This is a genomic window from Pseudomonas bananamidigenes, from assembly GCF_001679645.1.
GTDB classification, from domain to species: Bacteria; Pseudomonadota; Gammaproteobacteria; order Pseudomonadales; family Pseudomonadaceae; genus Aquipseudomonas; species Aquipseudomonas bananamidigenes.
Genome location: NZ_LRUN01000037.1, coordinates 134,535 through 154,866, shown reverse-complemented (window position 1 = coordinate 154,866; position 20,332 = coordinate 134,535). Strand labels below are relative to the sequence as shown.

The 20,332-nt window shown below is 62.7% G+C and carries 13 protein-coding genes and 3 pseudogenes; 8 read left to right on the top strand and 8 right to left on the bottom strand.

Annotation, left to right across the window (positions count from 1 at the left end):
- Positions 1 to 201 precede the first annotated feature (201 nt).
- Together BBF94_RS14180 and BBF94_RS14175 are read right to left on the bottom strand one after the other, a co-directional pair.
- Complete coding sequence (locus BBF94_RS14180; protein WP_065259614.1) at positions 202 to 1,572, bottom strand: aspartate aminotransferase family protein; 1,371 nt, start codon at positions 1,570 to 1,572, stop codon at positions 202 to 204.
- Between the two features lie 32 nt (positions 1,573 to 1,604).
- Positions 1,605 to 3,098 carry an aldehyde dehydrogenase gene (locus BBF94_RS14175; RefSeq protein ID WP_065259613.1) on the bottom strand — a complete coding sequence of 498 codons (1,494 nt, stop codon included), beginning with the start codon at positions 3,096 to 3,098 and terminating at the stop codon, positions 1,605 to 1,607.
- Positions 3,099 to 3,336: 238 nt separating this feature from the next.
- Here BBF94_RS14175 and BBF94_RS14170 point away from each other — a divergent pair, with 238 nt between their 5' ends.
- A complete protein-coding gene (locus BBF94_RS14170) occupies positions 3,337 to 4,251 on the top strand; it encodes a LysR family transcriptional regulator (protein WP_007958716.1) in 915 nt (304 codons plus the stop codon).
- A gap of 3 nt (positions 4,252 to 4,254) precedes the next feature.
- Here the strand turns inward: BBF94_RS14170 and hrpB are convergent.
- Positions 4,255 to 6,773: pseudogene (gene hrpB / locus BBF94_RS14165) on the bottom strand (ATP-dependent helicase HrpB).
- Between the two features lie 361 nt (positions 6,774 to 7,134).
- Here hrpB and BBF94_RS14160 point away from each other — a divergent pair.
- Together BBF94_RS14160 and BBF94_RS14155 are read left to right on the top strand one after the other, a co-directional pair.
- Positions 7,135 to 7,554, top strand: a complete 420-nt coding sequence (locus tag BBF94_RS14160; protein WP_065259612.1) for a polyribonucleotide nucleotidyltransferase — start codon at positions 7,135 to 7,137, stop codon at positions 7,552 to 7,554.
- A 15-nt stretch (positions 7,555 to 7,569) separates the two neighbouring features.
- Positions 7,570 to 8,466 (top strand): cation diffusion facilitator family transporter, encoded by an 897-nt coding sequence (locus tag BBF94_RS14155; RefSeq protein ID WP_065259611.1) that lies wholly within the window; start codon positions 7,570 to 7,572, stop codon positions 8,464 to 8,466.
- Here the strand turns inward: BBF94_RS14155 and BBF94_RS14150 are convergent.
- Positions 8,460 to 9,491, bottom strand: a complete 1,032-nt coding sequence (locus tag BBF94_RS14150; protein WP_065259610.1) for a DUF6515 family protein — start codon at positions 9,489 to 9,491, stop codon at positions 8,460 to 8,462. The genes BBF94_RS14155 and BBF94_RS14150 overlap by 7 nt on opposite strands.
- Before the next feature lie 455 nt (positions 9,492 to 9,946).
- On the opposite strand from BBF94_RS14150, the gene BBF94_RS14145 reads away from it, so the two are divergent.
- On the top strand, positions 9,947 to 10,426 hold the full coding sequence (locus BBF94_RS14145; protein ID WP_008081091.1) for an Lrp/AsnC family transcriptional regulator: 480 nt from the start codon (positions 9,947 to 9,949) through the stop codon (positions 10,424 to 10,426).
- A 171-nt stretch (positions 10,427 to 10,597) separates the two neighbouring features.
- The gene (locus tag BBF94_RS14140) at positions 10,598 to 10,807 is read left to right on the top strand and encodes a DUF2788 domain-containing protein (protein ID WP_003228500.1); all 210 of its coding nucleotides are present in this window, start codon (positions 10,598 to 10,600) and stop codon (positions 10,805 to 10,807) included.
- Here the strand turns inward: BBF94_RS14140 and BBF94_RS14135 are convergent.
- The 4 genes and pseudogenes from BBF94_RS14135 to BBF94_RS14120 form a co-directional block, all read right to left on the bottom strand.
- Entirely contained in the window at positions 10,802 to 11,437 is a 636-nt protein-coding gene (locus BBF94_RS14135; RefSeq protein ID WP_065259609.1) for a pseudouridine synthase, read from the bottom strand. The genes BBF94_RS14140 and BBF94_RS14135 overlap by 6 nt on opposite strands.
- A gap of 72 nt (positions 11,438 to 11,509) precedes the next feature.
- Positions 11,510 to 13,009 (bottom strand): AMP nucleosidase, encoded by a 1,500-nt coding sequence (amn, locus tag BBF94_RS14130; RefSeq protein WP_176704457.1) that lies wholly within the window; start codon positions 13,007 to 13,009, stop codon positions 11,510 to 11,512.
- 86 nt (positions 13,010 to 13,095) lie between these two features.
- Positions 13,096 to 14,744: pseudogene (locus BBF94_RS14125) on the bottom strand (acyl-CoA dehydrogenase family protein).
- A 95-nt stretch (positions 14,745 to 14,839) separates the two neighbouring features.
- On the bottom strand, positions 14,840 to 17,188 hold the full coding sequence (locus BBF94_RS14120) for a hybrid sensor histidine kinase/response regulator (protein ID WP_065259608.1): 2,349 nt from the start codon (positions 17,186 to 17,188) through the stop codon (positions 14,840 to 14,842).
- 303 nt (positions 17,189 to 17,491) lie between these two features.
- On the opposite strand from BBF94_RS14120, the gene BBF94_RS14115 reads away from it, so the two are divergent.
- The 3 genes and pseudogenes from BBF94_RS14115 (at position 17,492) to hemL (ending at position 20,224) form a co-directional block, all read left to right on the top strand.
- The gene (locus tag BBF94_RS14115; RefSeq protein ID WP_065259607.1) at positions 17,492 to 18,289 is read left to right on the top strand and encodes a hydroxymethylpyrimidine/phosphomethylpyrimidine kinase; all 798 of its coding nucleotides are present in this window, start codon (positions 17,492 to 17,494) and stop codon (positions 18,287 to 18,289) included.
- 18 nt (positions 18,290 to 18,307) lie between these two features.
- Complete coding sequence (gene thiE, locus BBF94_RS14110) at positions 18,308 to 18,931, top strand: thiamine phosphate synthase (protein WP_065259606.1); 624 nt, start codon at positions 18,308 to 18,310, stop codon at positions 18,929 to 18,931.
- A gap of 10 nt (positions 18,932 to 18,941) precedes the next feature.
- Positions 18,942 to 20,224: pseudogene (hemL, locus tag BBF94_RS14105) on the top strand (glutamate-1-semialdehyde 2,1-aminomutase).
- Positions 20,225 to 20,332: the final 108 nt, after the last annotated feature.

Sequence of the window (20,332 nt, the reverse complement as noted above, 5' to 3'; positions counted from 1 at the left end):
GCGGGGGGGCACGGAGGGAGTGCAAGACAGCAAAAACAGTGGTGAATCGACTGACGCAATCGCGAGCTGGCTCGCTCCCACAGGGGGACGTTATCGCCCACAAATTTTGTGTACGACGCTGGTCCACTGTGGGAGCGAGCCTGCTCGCGAAGGGGTTCCGAGATCCTTCCCACGCTCCGCGTGGGAACGATCCGGGGGGGGTTAGAGGCGGCCGTATTCCTGCGCCGTACGATCAACCGCTTTCAGGGTCTTGCCCACCAGCTCGTCAATCTCTTCACGACTGGCAATCAGCGCCGGCGCCATGATCATCCGCCCCAGGGTCGAACGAATGATCACCCCCTCTTCAAAACCGATCGTGCGGCAGCGCCAGGCCATGTCGTTTTCATTGACGAAGCGTTTGCGGGTCGCTTTGTCTTCAGCCAGCTGCAACGCCGCGACCATGCCGGTGCCCTGAATATCGCCCACCAACGGGTGATTGCCGAACACCTCGCGCAGGCACTGTTGCAGGTACGGGCCGATGTCATCCTTGACCCGCGCCACCACCCCTTCATCGCGCAGGGCCTTGAGGTTGGCAATCGCCACCGCCGCCGCCACCGGGTGCCCGGAATAGGTCAGGCCGTGGGCGAACACGCCACCCTGCTCCACCAGCACGTCAGCCATTTTTTTCGACAGAATCAAGCCACCCATCGGGATGTAGCCGGAGGTCAAACCCTTGGCGATGGACAGGGTGTCCGGCTCGAAACCGAAGTATTCGTGGGCGAACCATTCGCCGGTGCGACCGAAGCCGCCAATCACTTCATCAGCGCACAACAGCACGTCGTACTTGCGGCAGATGCGCTGGATTTCCGGCCAGTAGCTTTCCGGCGGAAAGATCATCCCGCCCGCGCCCTGGAACGGTTCGGCGATGAAACCGGCGACCTTGTCGGCGCCCAGTTCGAGGATTTTCGTTTCCAGCTGCTGCGCCGCCCGCAGGCCGAATTCCGCCGGGGTCAGATGGCCTTCGTGGGCGAAGAAGTACGGCTCGTCGATGTGCGCGATGTCGGGAATCATCCCGCCCATTTCATGCATGAATTTCATGCCGCCGAGGGCCGTCGCCGCCAGAGTCGAACCGTGGTAGCCGTTCCAGCGACCGATCATGACTTTCTTCTCGGGCTTGCCCAACACCTGCCAATAACGGCGCACGGTGCGGATCAGCACCTCGTTGGCTTCGGAGCCGGAGTTGGTGTAGATCGCGTGGCTGTAGTGCCCCGGCAGCAGGCTGAACAGCAGCTCGGAGAGTTCGATCACCTGCGGGTGGGTGGTGTGAAAAAACATGTTGTAGTACGGCAACTGCTCCAGTTGCCGGCTCGCCGCCGCGTTCAGATCCTTGCGCCCGTAACCGAGGTTGGTGCACCACAGCCCGGACATGCCGTCGAGGTAGCGCCGACCGTCGTTGTCCCAAAGATGCAGGCGTTCACCGCGCACCATCACCCGTGGGCCTTCGTCGTTGAGGGCCTTCTGGTCGACGAACGCATGAATGTGGTGCGCTGCATCGGCGGCTTGGTAGTCGCGGGTTTCACGTGAGGTGGTCATCGCCGGATCTCCTTTTTTGTTGTGAGCGGCTGTCATGAGCGCAGTTGAAACCAGGTGGTTTTCAACTGGGTGTATTTGTCGAACGAGTGCAGCGACAGATCGCGGCCGAAACCCGATTGCTTGCCGCCGCCGAACGGCACGGTTACGTCCAGCGCATCGACGCTGTTGACCGACACCGTACCGGCTCGCAATTGCCGCGCCACCCGATGGGCACGGTGCAGATCATCGGTCCACAGCGACGCCGCCAGACCGTAGACGCTGTCATTGGCCAGTTGCAAGGCGTGGGCTTCATCATCGAACGGGATCACCGCCAGCACCGGGCCGAACACTTCTTCGCGAAACAGGGTCATGTGCGGCTGCACGTCGGTGAAGATCGTCGGCTGAATGAAGTTGTCCGAACCGTTGAAGCTCAATTGCTGCCCGCCACAGACGCGGGTCGCGCCTTCACGCTCGGCCTGGTGGATGAAGCGCAGAATGCTCTCGGTCTGACGTGCGTCGACAATCGCCCCCGCCGCACTTGTCGGATCCAGCGGATTACCCGGTTGCCAGCGTTCGGCCTGCGCTTTCAGCCGTTCAATGAACTCGTCATGAATCGAGCGCTCCACCAGCAACCGCGAGTTGGCCGAGCAGACTTCGCCCTGATTGAAGAAGATCCCGAAGGCGGCTTTCTGCGCCGCCAGATCCAGATCATTGCAGTCGGCGAACACCAGGTTGGCGCTCTTGCCGCCGCACTCCAGCCACACCTGCTTGAGGTTCGACTGCGCGGAGTACTGCATGAAATATTTGCCTACCTGAGTCGACCCCGTGAACACCAGACAATCGACATCCGGGTGCAGGCCCAGGGCTTTGCCAGTCTGCTCGCCGAGCCCCGGCAGCACGTTCAGCACACCGGCCGGCAACCCGGCCTCCAGCGCCAGTTCGGCCAGACGCAATGCGGAGAACGGCGATTGCTCGGCGGGTTTGAGGATCACCGAGTTGCCCGCCGCCAGCGCCGGGGCGAGTTTCCACGCGGCCATGTCCAGCGGGAAATTCCACGGCACCACGGCGGCGACCACGCCCAGCGCTTCGCGGGTGATGGTCGCCAACACATTCGAGGCGCTCGGCGCGACCTGGTCGTAGAGTTTGTCGAGGCTTTCGGCGTACCAGCGGAAAACCCCGGCGGCGCCCGGTACGTCGATGTTGTAAGCGTCCATCACCGGTTTGCCCATGTTCAGCGAATCGAGCAGCGCCAGTTCTTCGCGATGGGCCAGGATCAGATCCGCCAGACGCAGCAGCACTTGCTTGCGCTCGGTCGGTGAACGCCCGGCCCAGATGCCGGCCTCGAACACCTGCCGCGCATTGCGCACCGCCGCATCGACATCGGCTTCACCACACGCGGCCACATCAGCCAGAAACCTGCCGGTGGCCGGATCGATCGCGGCAAAGGTCTGGCCCGACAGCGCGTCACACAACTTGCCGTCGATCACGGCCTGGTACGGATAGCTCAATTCAGCGGCCTTGCGCTGCCAGTCTGCAAGTTCGAACACGGTGGATGCTCCCTGGACTTTTATTTTTTATAAACAGCTTCAGTCGATAGTCGCTCAGGCCCGCACGGGGCAAAACCAGTAAAAATGTCTTCGCAGACAATAAAAAAGGTAACCAGCCGATGGCCCCCTCGCGCGCGTATGGGGCTATTGTTCAGGGACAAAAAAAACCGCCGACAGAACGGAGGCCGGCGGCGTACAAATTGCTTGGATGTGAAATCCGTTCGCTTTGAGGTTCACCGTGGCCGCTTACAACCTGCGTCAGTTGAAATACTTCATCACCACCGTCGAATGCGGCAGCGTCGCCGAAGCCTCGCGCAAGCTGTACATCGCGCAACCGGCGATTTCCACGGCGATCAAGGGGCTGGAAGACAGCTTTGGCGTGCAACTGCTGATCCGCCATCACGCTCAGGGTGTGTCCCTGACGCCGAGCGGCGCGCGGTTCTTCCGCAAGGCCCAGGAACTGCTGCGCATGGCCAAGGAGTTCGAACAGAACGCCCTTGCCGATAACGACGTGGTGGCCGGGCAGATCGACATCGGCTGTTTCGAAACCGTCGCACCACTCTATTTGCCGCAACTGATTGCCGGCTTCTCGGCGCTGTATCCGGGGGTGAAGATCCGCATCCGCGACGGCGAACAGCAGGAACTGGTGCAAGGCCTGACCTCGGGCACCTTCGACCTGGCGATCCTGTACAAGCACGACCTCGACGCCACCATCGAAACCGAACCGCTGATGCCGGCCCAGCGGCCTTACGCCCTTCTGCCGGCGGATCATCGCTTCGCTCAGCTCAAGCAAGTGTCGCTGCGGGATTTGTGTCTGGAGCCGATGATCCTGCTCGACGTGCAACCGAGCCGCACCTACTTCGTCAGCCTGTTCGAAGAACTCGGACTGTCGCCGCGCATTGAATTCAGCTCGCCGTCGATTGAAATGGTGCGTGGCATGGTCGGCCAGGGATTCGGCTTCTCGATCCTGGTGACCCGCCCGCATTCGGAATGCACCTACGATGGCAAGAAAGTCGTGTGCGTGGACATCGTCGAAGACGTCACCGGCTCAGGGCTGGTCGCGGCATGGCTCAAGCGCGGGCAACTGACCAAACCGGCGCAGTTGTTTGCCGATTACTGCCGGGAGCAGTTGACGGCGAAGGCCAGCCGCTGACTCTCAAGTACCCCGCGGTTTGGCCCGTGCGGTCGCTTCAGCCACCAGCGGATCATCCGGCCAATAATGCTTCGGATACCGCCCCTTCAGATCCTTCTTCACCTCGGCATAAGTGCTGCGCCAGAAGTTGGCCAGATCCTGCGTGACCTGCACCGGACGTCGTGCGGGCGACAGCAGGTGCAGCTTGACCACTTGCCGGCCGCCGGCGATGCGCGGTGTGTCGGCGAGGCCGAACAGCTCCTGCAAACGCACCGCGAGAATCGGTGGTTGTTCGCTGTAGTCGAGGCGAATCGACGAGCCTGACGGTACGCTCAAGTGATGCGGTGCCTGTTCGTCGAGCTGTTGCGGCAGTGGCCACGGCAGCAGATTACGCACGATGCTCGACAAGTCGAGGTTGGCGAAATGGCTGAGGCGCGAGACCTTGCCCAGATAAGGCATCAGCCAGTCTTCAAGGGTTTTCAGCAGCGTAGCGTCGCTGACATCCGGCCATTGGCTGTCGCCTTTGGCGTCCAGATCGAGCTGGCGCAACAAGGCGACTCGCGCCTGCCACTGGCGCAGGTCCGGGGTCCACGGCAGCAGCTCAAGTCCCTTGCGTCGCACCAGATTGACCAGTGCCTGACTGCGAGCGTTTTCGTCGAGACCGGTCAGCGGTTCACGGCTGAGGATCAGTTCGCCGACCTTGCGCTGACGCTCGGCGCGCAGCACGCCTTCACGTTCATCCCAGTCCAGTTGATCGACGGTGTGCACCTGCTCGGCCAACACTGAATCGAACAGCGCCGGGTCGAAATCCGCCGCCAGATAAATCCGCTCTTCGCGCTGGCCCTGACGGCTGCCGAGGTCGGCAATCACGATCCACGGTTCTTTCATCAGGCTGTCGGCTTCAGCGAACAGCGCCGCCCGGCCGTTGGCCAGACGGTATTCGGCACCACCGGCTCGCCGCTGCTGAGCGACGCGATCCGGGTAGGCCAGCGCCAGCAGAGCACCGAGCCAGCGCGGGTGGTCGGGATCGCTGACCGCTTGGCTCGGCTGGCCGCGCAACAAGCCGCGATATTGCCGCGCCAGTTGCCGGGCGCGCTGCACGCCGCCCTGAGCACCGCGGGCCGCGCGCTCTTCGCCGGACAGCAGCACCAGACGGCTGTGCAGATCCGCCCCGGCGCCGCGCAAGATATCCCGTTCACCCAGCAACGCGGCGACGTCACACGCCATGTTCGCCAACCCCAACGCCTGACCGCGCAACAGTAAATGAGCGATGCGCGGATGTGCCGGCAATTCAGCCATGGCCTGACCGTGGCGATTCAGGGTCTCACCGTCCAATGCACCGAGGCGCTGCAACAGATCCTGAGCCTGTGCATAAGCGGCGGCGGGCGGTACGTCCAGCCAGATCAGATCACCCGGCGCCACGCCCCAGCGTCCGAGTTGCAGAGCGAGTCCGGCGAGATCCGCCGAAAGGATTTCCGCACTGCCATAGGCCGCCAGTTGTTCGTGCTGATCCTGCGACCACAGCCGATAACACACGCCCGCTTCCAGACGCCCGGCCCGGCCTGCGCGCTGGGTGGCGCTGGCTTTGGAGATGCGTTGAGTGTCGAGGCGAGTCATGCCGCTGCCCGGATCGAAACGCGGCACCCGCGCCAGTCCGGCGTCGATCACCACACGCACGCCGTCGATGGTCAGGCTGGTCTCGGCGATGTTGGTGGCCAGCACCACTTTGCGTTTTCCATGCGGTGCCGGGTCGATGGCGGCGCGCTGGGCATTCAGATCGAGTTCGCCGTGCAACGGGCAGAGCAACACATCGCTGCGCTCACCGATGGCGTCCGCCAGTTGCTGATGGACCCGGCGGATTTCCGCCTGCCCCGGCAGGAACACCAAGAGGCTGCCGGTTTCATCGTGCAGGGCTTCGAGCACCGTCTGCGTGACGCGCTGATCGATGTATTCGCCGGGCTGGAACGGTCGGCCCCAGCGCATCGTCACCGGGAACATCCGGCCCTCGCTGCGCAGGATCGGCGCGTCGTCGAGCAAACCGGCCAGACGCTCGCCTTCGAGGGTGGCGGACATCAGCAGAATCTTCAGCGGTTGTTCAGCTCGAAACAGCTCGCGACCGTTCAGACTGAGGGCCAGCGCCAGATCGGCGTCGAGACTGCGTTCGTGAAATTCGTCGAAGATCAGCAGGCCCACGCCTTCCAACGCCGGGTCGTCCTGCAAGCGCCGGGTGAGAATGCCTTCGGTGACCACTTCGATGCGTGTATTGGGGCCGACCTTGCTGTCGAGGCGAATGCGATAACCGACGGTTTCACCGACCTTCTCGCCCAGCTCGCTGGCCAGCCGTTCCGCCGCTGCGCGCGCGGCCAGTCGACGCGGTTCGAGCATGAGAATGGTCTGCCCGTTGAGCCACGCTTCATTGAGCAGGGCCAAGGGCACGCGGGTGTTTTACCGGCGCCGGGCGGTGCTTCGAGCACGGCTTCGTGGCGTGTCGCGAGGGCTTCACGCAGGGCGGGTAAAACGTCATCGATCGGCAAAGAAATCATGCTGGCTCCCCAGGGCGTGCCCACAGTAAATTGCGAGTCGCGTTAAAGCTGTGAGCGTGCCAGGCAAGGCGCGGGACGCAGGTAAGGGTCGTTTCCTTGCCAAGTCTCGCAACGCAGCATGGCGCGCTCACAGCTTTAGCCCGGAGGGCCGAACCCCGAAAGGATTCGGTAGCCATCACGCGGTATGGATCTGGAGAAAACAACTTCAATCCTCAACGTATTTCGATAGGGGTGAGACGGGGCCGCAATTTACTGTGGGCACGCCCTGCCGCGGCGAGTATAACGGCGAACTGCTGAGCGTTCGTCAGGGTCTTAACTTCACACGATGACGCTTCGTTAACAGATGACTCAGGAGATTCCCATGCGCTTACCTTTTCGCCTGATCGGCGGTGTACTGGTTGCCACCCTGCTCACTCAGATCACTGCGTGCGGGTCGATTTTCTATCCCGACCGGCGCGGCCAGCTCGACGGCAAGATCGACCCGGCGATTGCCGTGCTCGATGCCGTGGGCCTGCTGTTCTACATCATCCCCGGCCTGATCGCGTTTGCCGTGGACTTCACCACCGGCGCGATCTATTTCGAACCGGGCCACACGGCGCAGGTCGATCCGGCCAAACTCAAGCAAGCCATCGGCCCGGACGGTCAGGTCGATAACCTCAAGTTGCAGGCTATTCTCGAAACAGAGCTGGGCCGCAACCTGCCGCTGGACGACCCGCGCCTGATCCAGCACAAGGGCAGCACTCAGCAACTGGCGATGTTCGGCCTGCAACCTGCCGCATAAGGAATCGACGCCCCCATGACCTCCAGCCCCGAACACGCCCACCTGCTGCGGCTGGCGACCCGCGCCTCGGTGGCGGTGGCCTGTACGCTGATCATCGCCAAAGCCATCGCCTGGTGGCTGAGCGGTTCGGTGAGCATGCTCGCCGGCCTCACCGACTCGGCCCTTGATGGCGTCACTTCATTGCTCAATCTGCTGGCGGTGCACTACGCGCTGCGCCCGGCAGATGACGATCACCGTTATGGCCACGGCAAGGCCGAGTCTCTGGCGGGCATGGCGCAGGCGCTGTTCATTGGCGGCAGTGCGGTGCTGATCGCATTGCAGGCTTACGAGCGCATCCAGCGACCGGAACCGCTCGGCGCGCCCTGGATCAGCATCGGCGTCATTGTGTTTTCATTGGTGCTGACGGCGGCGCTGCTGATGCTGCAACACCGGGTGATCAAACAGACCGGCTCCAACGCGGTGCGGGCGGACTCGTTGCATTACCGTTCGGACATGTTGCTCAACGGCAGCATCCTGATTGCCCTGATCCTGGCGGGTCTGGGTTTTCATCAACTGGATGCCTGGTTCGGTCTGGGGATTGCCGTGTACATCCTGTGGAGCGCGATCCAGATCGCCCGGGAAAGTTTTTCGGTGCTGATGGATGAAGAGCTGCCGGTGGATGTCAGCCAGCACATGCTCGAACTGGCCTGCGCTGTGCCGGGCGTCTTGGGCGCCCACGATCTGCGTACGCGGATTTCCGGCAATCACTGGTTCGTGCAATTGCATCTGGAGTTGCCGGGGGAGCTGACGCTGTCAGTCGCCCACGGCATCAGCGATCAAGCGGCGGATGCGATTCATGCGGCCTACCCGCGGGCCGAAGTGCTGGTGCACGCCGACCCGCAGGAAGTGGTGCAAGCTGCCCGTGCTCAGTAGTTGACCTGATAACCGCGACTGCTCAGGCAATTGCCCTGGGCCTGGCGGTAGGCCTGCACCACCTCGGGCGCTGGCTGATAGGTTGCGGTACGCGGATCGAAGCCGCTTTGTTGCACCGCATACTGGTAGCACTGATAGCCGTCCTGCTGGACCTGCTCCGGCGACTGGCCGTTGGCGGGATACGCTTCCACGTCATAGCCGTTGCCCGTCGGTTGCGGCGGTTGCTGCACCGGCGGCTCGACGACTACGTAATCCTGGGTCGCTTCCTGATAGGCGTAGTACGAGCCTGCCGCCAGGAACAACAGCGAACCGCCGATCCACACCTCACGGGCGTAATCCGGCAGGTACTGGATGCGGATCCCCCGTGGCGGCTGAACCACGACATAACGCGGACCTTGCGGGCGATACCAGTAGCCGCCGGAATAGAAATAATCCTGACCGCGATACGGCACGCGGAAGTCGCGATCCGGGAAGCGGTCGATTACGTGGCCCGGACGATACTGCGGGCCCGGGCCCCAGCCATTGCCATGCCCGTCCGGACGCCCCGGCCAGCGGCGATCATCGGGTCGGTTGCCGGTCTGCCAGTTCGGGTGATAACCGTTCTGCGGACGCTCGTCGCGGTAGTAGCCCTGACGCGGCTCCTGAGTCTGGCGCACGGTATCGGGGCGCGGCTGGATCGGCAGATTGTTCACCGGCGGCGGAGGCGGCTGATGAACCGGCGCGGGTTGAACGGGCGGGCGATTCTGCCACTGCCCGTTGTTGTGTTGCTGACCGTTATGCTCGAACTGACGGCTGTTGTCGCCGCGAATGATCTCGTTGTTCTGCGGTCGTGGCTGATTCTGTTGCGGCTGGTTTTGTGGACGCGGCTGATTGTTGCCCTCGCGACCTTCATTGTGCCCCCAATGCTCCCGTTCACGCCCGCCTCCCTCAGGGCCACGATTCTGCGGCTCATCGGCCAGCACCTGGGCACAGACACTCACACACAGCAAACCAACACTGGCCACACGCCAGATACGCGACTTCATGAAATTCCTCACTGCGGGCCAAAGCCTGTCATTAAGAGTGCCTGTAGCTAAGACCGGGAAGGGGCACACCGGGTTCTGCAACAGGTTATCAGTCACGCCATTTATTTATTGAGCGGGAGAGGTCAAATCGCGGGCAAGAAAAAAGGGAGACCCGTCGGCCTCCCCTTCAGAGAACTTCGTCCTGGCTCGACGCTTTTGACGCCGGCTCACCTCACGCCGTCTTCTGGACAGTGTGCAGCTCGGGGGCCGGCACGTCCCCGGTGGGGGCGGCGGCCGCGGCGGGCCTGATTGGGCGGGCCGCAGTGGACTGTGTTACCGAGCAGTGATTCTGGTGATAAGGATAGGCCTGAGGCTGCGACAGATGATTGCGAAGATTGCTCAAATAAACATCACTTGCGCAATTTTTAACCCCGGATAGATAATCCGCCGCAATAGTCAGGACAAAGGACAGATTCATGAGCAAACTCGACCGCTACGACCTGAGCATTTTGGCGGAATTGCAGCGCGACGCCCGCATCTCCAACCAGGAACTGGCCGAGCGCATCGGTCTGTCACCGTCCCCATGCTCGCGTCGGGTCAAGCAACTGGAGGACGACGGCTACATCTCGCGGCAGGTGGCCCTGCTGGACCGCAAGATGCTCGGCCTGAGCCTGACAGCCTACGTGCTGATCGGCATGGACCGGCACACGCCGGAGCGTTTCGAGAACTTCGAAGCGGCCATCCGCACCTTGCCGCAGGTGCTCGAATGCAGCCTGGTGACCGGGGTCGATGCCGACTATCAACTGAAAGTCGTGGTGCCGGACATGGACCATTATCAGAAGCTGCTGCTGGGACATTTGACCCGCATCGAAGGCGTGACCAGCGTGCGTTCGAGCTTTGTGCTGAATCAGGTGCTCAACAGCACCGAACTGCCCTTGACGCATCTGCGCAACTGAAACCGTCTTCGCGAGCAGGCTCGCTCCCACAGGGGAATGCATTGCAAACGCGAAGAAGCCAGTGCAGGCGACGAATGACTGCGGCACACCGACGCAGGTCAATGCCGCGTCAACCGTCGCTGGCGTATACTCCCCGCCGCCCTTTCTGCCGCACAGTGCCGGAGATGCCCGATGGATCCAGCCGTATTTGAAGAGTGGATGATGACCGGTCTGGTCAGCATCCTGATCATTTTCATGGGTTTCATCGTCTGGGATCTGGCGAAGAAGTCCAAGGCCGGGCGCTTCGGCTCGTTCATTCTGTTCTTCGTGCTGGGCCTGGGCGTGGCCGCGTTCATCATCAAGAGCGTGGTGATCGGCCTGATCGAATCCGGCGCCTTATAAACGCGCCGGCACTTCTTTCCACTGGCCCTGATCGAGCCCTTCGATCGTCCAGTCACCGATCCTGACCCGCACCAGCCGCAATGTCGGCAGCCCGACCGCTGCCGTCATCCGCCGCACCTGACGGTTGCGCCCTTCGCGAATCACCAGTTCCAGCCAGGTGGTCGGAATGGTCGCGCGAAAGCGTACCGGCGGATTGCGCGGCCACAGTTCAGGCTCATCCAGTTGCCGCGCTTCGGCGGGCAGGGTCATGCCGTCATTCAATTCGACACCGTCACGCAGGCGCTGCAACTGCTCGGCCGTCGGCACGCCTTCGACCTGCACCCAATAGGTTTTCGCCAGTTTGTGCTTCGGGTCGGCGATTCGCGCCTGCAACTGGCCGTCGTTGGTCAGCAGCAGCAAACCTTCACTGTCGCGATCCAGTCGTCCGGCCGGGTAGATGCCCGGAACGTCGATGTAATCCTTGAGCGTCGCCCGCCCTTCACCGTCGCTGAATTGCGTCAGCACATCGAACGGTTTGTTGAACAGGATCAGCTTCGGCTCGGCCGGCGGCGCCTTGGCGACACGGCGCGGGGCTGAAGAGGACGGCTTCGCGCCGGGGCGGCGGGAAGGTGGACGTTGGGGACGGGACATGGGCAAAACAACACCTAACGGTCGGAGCTGCTAATGCTAGTGCCCCGACCGCCAAATGACCACGACAAACCGTTAGCGGAACGGCGGTTCGTCGAAGCTGCGCAGTTTGCGCGAGTGCAGCGAGTTGAGTTCGGTGCGCAGCAGGTCCACTGCTTCGATACCGATCTTCAAGTGCTGGCTGACCGCGCGCTCGTAGAACGCGTTGGCCGAACCCGGCAGCTTGATTTCACTGTGCAGCGGCTTGTCCGAAACGCACAGCAACGTGCCGTACGGCACCCGCAGGCGATAACCCTGAGCGGCGATGGTGCCGCTTTCCATGTCCACCGCCACGGCGCGGGACAGGTTGATCAGCGGTCGCTCCTGGGCCCAGCGCAATTCCCAGTTGCGGTCGTCGTAGGTCAGCACGGTGCCGGTGCGCAGGCGTTTTTTCAGCTCTTCGCCCTTCTCGCCGGTGATATTGGCCGCCGCTTGCTGCAACGCCAGCTGCACTTCGGCCAAGGCCGGTATCGGAATGTTCGGCGGTACCACCCGGTCGAGAATCCCGTCGCGACGCATGTAAGCGTGGGCCAATACGTAGTCGCCGATGGTCTGCGACTGACGCAGGCCGCCGCAGTGACCGATCATCAGCCAGCAATGCGGACGCAGTACCGCCAGGTGATCGGTGATGTTCTTGGCGTTGGACGGGCCGACGCCGATGTTCACCAGGGTCACGCCGTGGCCATCGCTGGCGATCAGGTGATAGGCCGGCATCTGGTAACGGTGCCAGACCACGCCGGCGGCAATGGCCGAGGCTTCGCCGTGGTCCATGCCTTTTTCGATGATCACGTTGCCCGGCAATACCATGCGCACGAAACGCGGATCGCGGCGCAGTTGTTCCAGGCCATGGACGATGAACTGGTCGACGTAACGGTGATAGTTGGTCAGCAGAATCCATGGCTGTACATGGCGCCAGTCGCTGCCGGTGTAATGCACCAGACGACGCAGCGAAAAGTCGACGCGCGCCGCATCGAACAGCGCCAGCGGCAGCGGATGGGTGTTTTCCCAGTCGTAGAGACCGTCGGCGATGCCGTCGGTGGCGGCAGACAGGTCGGTACTCGGGAACACCCGCGCCAGCACGGCGGCGGTGACACCGGAGCCGGCCAGTTCATCACCCTGCTCGACCACGTACGGGTACGGAATATTCTGCTCGCTGACACCGACTTCGACGGTCACCGTGAAGTCGTGCATCAGCGGCGTGAGCTGCTCCAGCAGGTATTTGCGAAACGCCTTCGGGTGGGTGACGGTAACGCTGTAGGTGCCAGGCAACTGCACCTTGGCGTAAGCGCGGGTGGTCTGCGGGACTTCGCCCTGGCAGTGGTAGGTCAGACGCAGTTCGGGATAACGGAACAGGGCTCGTTGCCCGGCGTCGGGCTCGACGCGATCCTTGAGATAACGCTTGAGCGCCGAGTTCAGCGCCGTGGTGGCCCGCTCATGCAGCTCGGCCAGACGATCCACGGCCTGTTCGGCGGTTTGAACGACAATAAACGCTTCGGTCACGATCAGCTTCCTGTGTTCTGACTTGCAGAGCTTCATCTTGCCTGCATCGTGGCTTCACGGAAACAGTGGCGTTGTGGCTATTCATCAATCTGACAGGGACTTTCGGTGCCTGGAAATTGCAGTCAGAAACCTTGCGGCGTCGAGCGGGCGACGATCGCTTCGACATCCAGCCCACGGGGCAACGCGCCGTAGACCCGGCCGCCGCCACTCAGGCGACTGGCGATAAACGCATCGCTGACCACCGAATTCCCGGCCTCCAGCAACAGCTTCGCCTGCAACCCCAGCGCGATGTCTTCGGTCAGTTGCCGCGCCCGGTATTGAATGTCGCCGGTGTCCTTGAACGAGGCCTGCAATTGCTGGATATGTGCGGCCAGCCGCTTGTCGCCATGGCCGTCACCCAGTTCGTTGAACAGCACATCGAGAACGCCCGGCTCTTTCGACAGTGCACGCAACACATCCAGGCATTGCACGTTGCCGGAACCTTCCCACGTCGAATTCACCGGCGCTTCGCGGTACAGGCGCGGCAGGATGCTGTCTTCGACATACCCGGCGCGCCCATGCATTCGGCGGCTTCATTGATCATCCCCGGCGCACGTTTGCAGATCCAGTATTTGCCCACCGCCGTCACCAGCCGGGCGAATTGCGCCTCATGGCGATCATTCAGATGATCCAGCGCCTTGCCCATGCGCAGGCTCAGGGCCAGCGCGGCTTCGCTTTCCAGTGCCAGATCGGCCAGCACGTTCTGCATCAGTGGCTGTTCACTCAGCAGTTTGCCGCCGACCTTGCGGTGGGCGCAGTGATGGCTGGCCTGGGTCAGCGCCTGACGCATCAGCGAGCTGGAACCGACCATGCAGTCGAAACGGGTCATGGCCACCATCTCGATAATGGTCGGCACGCCGCGCCCTTCCTCACCGATCATCCACGCCAGTGCGCCCCGGAACTCCACTTCACTGGAGGCGTTGGACTGATTGCCGAGCTTGTTCTTCAGGCGCTGGATATAGAACTGATTGCGCGTGTCATCCGGACGATGACGCGGCAGCAGGAAGCAGGTCAGGCCCTTGTCGGTCTGCGCCAGCGTCAGGAACGCGTCGCACATCGGCGCCGAACAGAACCACTTGTGGCCCACCAGCTCATAAGCCTGGCCCGGGCCGCTGGCCCCCACCGGATAAGCCTTGGTGGTGTTGGCCCGCACGTCGGTTCCACCCTGTTTCTCGGTCATCGCCATGCCAATGGTCACACCGGCCTTGTGGGCCATGCCGACATTTCGCGGGTCGTATTCGGTGGCGAGGATTTTCGGCAGCCATTGCTCAGCCAGATCAGGCTGCAAGCGCAGCGCGGGAACACTGGCGAAGGTCATTGTCAGCGGGCAACCGCTGCCCGCCTCGGCCTGGCTGTGCAGGTAAGTCATGGAGGCCCGGGCCACATGGGCACCGTCCTGTGGATGGGCCCAGGGCAACGACGTCAGGCCATGCTCGATGGCCGTGCGCATCAGCTCGTGGTAGGCGGGGTGGAATTCCACCAGATCGATGCGATGACCATAGCGGTCATGACTGGCGAACACCGGTTTGTTCTGGTTGGCGAGAAACCCGGCCTCCATCAGCGGACCACCGGCCAGCGCACCGTAGGCATCGATCCGCGACTCGGCCCAACCGGCGCCGAACCGCCGCGACCATTCCTGCAACGGCAGGTCGATACGGTACAGGTTGGTACCGTCCAGCGACGGCGGCTGGTTGGTCACTTCGTGGGTTTCGGCGAACTGATGCAGGTTCATGACGGGGCTCCTCGATCGGCCAGAGCTTCAGTTAAGCACCGCCTCCAGACCGATCAAAGTGTCATATCGGCCTAAATCGCGGCGCTTTCACCCCATCAGCAACTCAATACCCGTCGCTGCATGGCGACCTGCAAGTCCTCGAATTTCACCGGTTTGCTCAAGTAATCGATCACCCCGCCCGACGCACAGTGCTCGCGATCGGCGCCCTGCGCGATCATGAACACCGGCAGGTGGGCGCAGCCCGGCAAGTCATGGATCTGGCAGCACAGCGACACACCATCGAGCGGTGGCAACTGGCAATCGATCAGCACCGCATCGAACGGCTCGCGCTGCAGGCATTCGATGGCGGCGGCACCGTGGTCGGCGGTGCGCACGCGGAAACCGAGTTTGAGCAGCATGCCGCGCATCACCAGTTGATTGACGCTGTTGTCGTCCACCAGCAACACGGTGCAGTCCTGCGGTGCGCGTATGGCATCGCGAACAAGCGTCGGCGCGGCTTCAACCGCCGGCAACTCGAACTCCACGTCCAGTTGAAAACGGCTGCCGCGCCCCGGCTCGGAACGGTGCGTGAGCTTGCCGCCGAGCAATTCCACCAGCTGTCGGCAGATCGCCAGACCGACGCCCAAACCGCCGTACTCGCGAGTCATTGAACCGTCGAGCTGGAAAAAGCGCTGATACAGCGTGGCCTCGCCCAGATCGGTAAATCCGATGCCGGTGTCGATCACGGCGAAAGACAGCGCCAGGCGATTGTCCGTCGACGGCTTGCCGGTGACCCGCAACGCCAGGCCGCCGACCCGGGTGAACTTGATCGCGTTGTCCAGCAGACACTCCAGGCATTGCACGAGTTTGGCGCTGTCGCCATTCAATCGATCCGGCAGTGTCGGCAGCACGTCGACCTTGAAGTCCAGCGACTTGCTCGAGGCGTTGCCTTCGAACTGCACGCGCAGCGCCTCCACCACCGCCCTCAGGCTGAAACTGCCCGGCGTGGCCTTGAGCTTGCCGGCCTGCAATTCGGTCAGGGTGAGGATACCGTTGACCATGCGCATCATGTCCCGCGCCGAACCGGCGGCGGTCTGCTGGTATTGCTCCAGCTCCGGATCCAGTTCGACGGTCTGCATCAACTCCAGCGAGCCGATCACTCCGTTCATTGGCGTACGCAGTTCGTGGGTCAGGGTCGCGAGGAATTCGTCCTTGAGTTTGTTGCTGTGGGCCAGTTGCTGGTTGAGCAATTCGAGTTTCTGGCCGGCGTCGAACAGCGTCTGAGCCTGCTGCTCGCGCATGGCATTGATACGGTCGGCCAGCGCCAGAGACAGCAGGGCCACCTCGATGGCCGAACCGATCTGACTGGCGTACATGGTCAGGAACACATTCGGCAGCAAGCCCAGCACCATCATCGTGTTGACGATCCCGCCGAGCAGAAACGCCGACCAGGCGATGATGAAGTAGCGCGCCACGCGCAGACCGCGCCACCAGGCAAGGATCCCGGCGGCGAAGATCACCACGGTAAAGGTCAGTGCCAGCGTCGTCGCCAGGCGCAGCGCCAGGGCGTAACTGGTCATCAACGACAGGCCGATCACCACGGCGCCGAAGATGATCAGGGCGATCAACAGACGGTCGAGCCAGCGACTGTGGTTTTTGGTCTGCAGGAAACTGCGGGCGAACTGACTGCCGAACAGCCCCGCGCAACCAATGAAGAAAGGCGTGGCGGCGTTGGCCCACCAAGGGTTGTCGGGCCAGAAATACTCGACCGCCGCACCATTGACCGACAGTTGGTACAGGCCGAACGATGCGATATAGAAGATGTAATAGAGGTAACTGGTGTCGCGCACGCTGAGGTAGATGAACAGGTTGTAGACCAGCATCCCCAGCAGCACGCCATAAATCAGGCCCAGCACGTAAAGACGCAACGGCTGATCTTCGAGGTACGCGGTGCTCGACCACAACGTCACCGGGGCCTGGATGGAACCTTCGCTGGACAGCCGCAAATAGACGGTCTGCTGCTGGTCGGGCTTGAACGTGAGGTTGAACAGATAGTTGTTCTGCCGGATCTCGCGACTGGCGAACGGCAATGCGTCCCCGGTCTGACGCACCAGACGATATTCGCCGGCGGCATCGGGCAGATACAGGTCGAGGTGATCGAGTGGCGGATAGGCCAGCTCCAGCAGCCAGGTACGCTGCGCCGCCGGATTGCTCGGGCGGTAATGCAGGTCGATCTTCAGCCAGAACGCCGAACGTGAGTAACCGGCATTGAGCGTGGCTTTATCGTGAACCTTGAATTGTCCGGCAGCGGCCTGCGCGCGGACGTCGGCAATGCTCGCCTGACCGCTCGGGTCTTCGAACACTTGCAGGGATCGACCCAGCGGGAGGCTCTGGGTGAACTCGTCGAACTCGACGGCGTTTGCCAGGAGGGGCAAACAGAACAGCAACATCAACAAATAGCGCATTGAAGCCCCAGCGTGGCTTGTCCGGTTGCGTCAGGAAGCCCCCCATTCCCTTTGAGATGACGTAAAACCGGTATTACCTGTTATTGGTTTGGATCCACTCTAGCATAGCCGTTGATGGCCATTGAGCACCATGGAAATTTTTCCTACAAAGGCTCTAGAACGGGCGTTTCAGAGCAAAGCACCGAGCTAGAGCTGTCGAATCGGTCGGTTGCAGGATGCCGCTGGGCTCCGGATATCCGGGTTATCGGCCAAGGGCTGCGCCACAACACCCGAAAAACAGGTTTGGTGGTAAGCTCGCGCACCATGAATATCTACAGCTCACGCCCCGTTGTCCTCTGTCTCTCCGGCCACGACCCCAGTGGTGGCGCCGGCCTGCAGGCAGATATCGAAGCCCTGCTCGCCCAGGGTTGCCATGCGGCTCCGGCCGTCACCGCCCTGACCGTGCAAGACACCGTCAACGTCACTGACTTTCGCGTCCTGGACCGTGAGTGGGTACTGGCCCAGGCCAATGCCGTGCTCAACGACTCCGACGTTGCGGCTGTGAAGCTGGGCATGCTCGGTTCCCTGGAAATGGTCGACACCGTTGTCGAGCTGCTCCAGGCGCACCCGCACTTGCCAGTGGTCTGCGACCCGGTGCTGCGCGCCGGCGGCGGCGGACGTCTGGGCAAGGACGAGGTCGGCTACGCCATGCGCGAACGCCTGCTGCCGCTGTCGATCATCGCCACCCCCAACCTTCCCGAAGCCCGGATCCTCGCCGAACTGCCGGAAGGCACCGCAGACGAGTGCGCTGAAAAACTGTTGCCGTTCATCAAGAACCTGCTGATCACCGGCGGCCACGGCGACGAAACCGAAATCCACAATCGCCTGTACAGCCGGGACGGCCTGCGCGAAACCTTCAAATGCCAGCGTCTGCCGGGCAGCTATCACGGCTCCGGCTGCACCCTCGCCAGCACCCTCGCCGGTCGACTGGCTCAGGGTGACAATCTCGCCAGCGCCGTGCGTACCGCGCTGGATTACACCTGGCGCACCCTGCGCGATGCCGAACGACTGGGCAAAGGCCAGTTCGTGCCGCGTCGCCTGCCGCTGGATTTCTGCTCGTAATGTCGTGAGGTGTGCCTGATGAAACTACGTGGCCTGTACGCCATTACCGACGGTCCGTTGCTGGCCGGCAAGTTCCTGCCGTATGTGGAGGCCGCGCTGGAAGGCGGCGTCACCCTGCTGCAGTACCGCGACAAGAGCAGCGACGAAGCCCGCCGCCTGCGTGAGGCCGAGGCCTTGCGTGATCTGTGCGAGCGCTACAAGACCCGGTTGATCATCAACGATGACGCCGAACTGGCCGCGCGCCTGAACGTCGGCGTACACCTGGGCCAGACCGACGGCCCGCTCTCACCGACCCGCGCCCTGCTCGGGTCGAAAGCGATCATCGGTTCGACCTGCCACGCCCGGCTTGAACTGGCCGAACAGGCTGTCAAAGAAGGCGCGAGCTACGTCGCCTTCGGTCGCTTCTTCAATTCCAATACCAAACCCGGCGCACCGACCTGCAGCCTGGACCTGCTCGATCAGGCCCGCCAGACGCTGCACCTGCCGATCTGCGCGATTGGCGGCATCACCCTCGACAACGCCGCGCCGCTGGTGGCCCACGGCGTCGATCTGCTGGCCGTGGTCCATGGCCTGTTCGGCGCCGACAGCACCGCTGAAGTCACCCGCCGTGCCCGCGCATTCAACGAATTACTAAAAGTCTGAGAGCCCGATCATGTCCCGTTCCGAAACCCTGTTTGCCAATGCCCAGAAACACATTCCCGGTGGCGTGAACTCGCCGGTTCGCGCGTTCAGGAGCGTTGGCGGCACTCCGCTGTTCTTCAAGCACGCCGAAGGCGCCTATGTCACCGACGAAGACAACAAGCACTACGTGGATTACGTCGGCTCCTGGGGCCCGATGATCCTGGGCCACAGCCATCCCGAGGTGCTGGACGCCGTGCGTGACCAGCTGCAGCACGGCCTGTCCTACGGCGCGCGACCGCGATGGAAACCGAGATGGCCGATCTGGTCTGCTCACTGGTGCCGTCGATGGAGATGGTGCGCATGGTCAGCTCCGGCACCGAAGCCACCATGAGCGCCATCCGTCTGGCCCGTGGCTTCACCGGCCGTGACAGCATCATCAAGTTCGAAGGCTGCTACCACGGTCACTCCGACAGCCTGCTGGTCAAGGCCGGTTCCGGTGCCCTGACCCAGGGCGTGCCTAGCTCGGCTGGTGTACCGGCCGCGTTCGCCAAACACACCCTGACCCTGCCGTTCAACGACATCGACGCGGTTGAGAAGATGCTCGCCGAAGTCGGCCAGGACGTGGCGTGCATCATCGTCGAGCCGGTGGCCGGCAACATGAACTGTGTGCCGCCGGCGCCGGGTTTCCTCGAAGGCCTGCGCTCGCTGTGCGACAAACACGGCGTGGTGCTGATTTTCGACGAAGTGATGACCGGTTTCCGCGTCGCCCTCGGCGGCGCCCAGGCTCACTACGGCGTGACTCCGGACCTGACCACCTTCGGCAAGATCATCGGCGGCGGCATGCCGGTCGGCTGCTTCGGCGGCAAGCGTTCGATCATGGAGCGCATCGCGCCACTGGGCCCGGTCTATCAGGCGGGCACGCTGTCGGGCAACCCGCTGGCGATGGCCGCCGGCCTGACCACCCTGCGCCTGATCAGCCGTCCGGGTTTCCACGCCGAGCTGACCGACTACACCACTCGCCTGCTCGACGGCCTGCAACAGCGCGCCGACGCGGCGGGCATTCCGTTCGTGACCACCCAGGCCGGCGGCATGTTCGGTCTGTACTTCAGCGGCGCTGATGACATCGTTACTTTTGAAGACGTGATGGCCAGCGATGCAGCCCTGTTCGGCCGTTTCTTCCACCTGATGCTCGAAGGTGGCGTGTACCTCGCTCCGAGCGCATTCGAAGCCGGTTTCACCTCGATCGCCCACGGCGAAGCGGAGTTGAAACTGACCCTCGACGCTGCCGAGCGCGCCTTCGCCAAACTGAAGTAATGGCTGGATCGCTGACGTTGGCCATTGCCAGCGTCAGCTTTCACCTACATTCCAGCGTTTTCTCCGACGCTTCTGCCAAAAACCTCCCGCAAACCGGGTGATCCATGC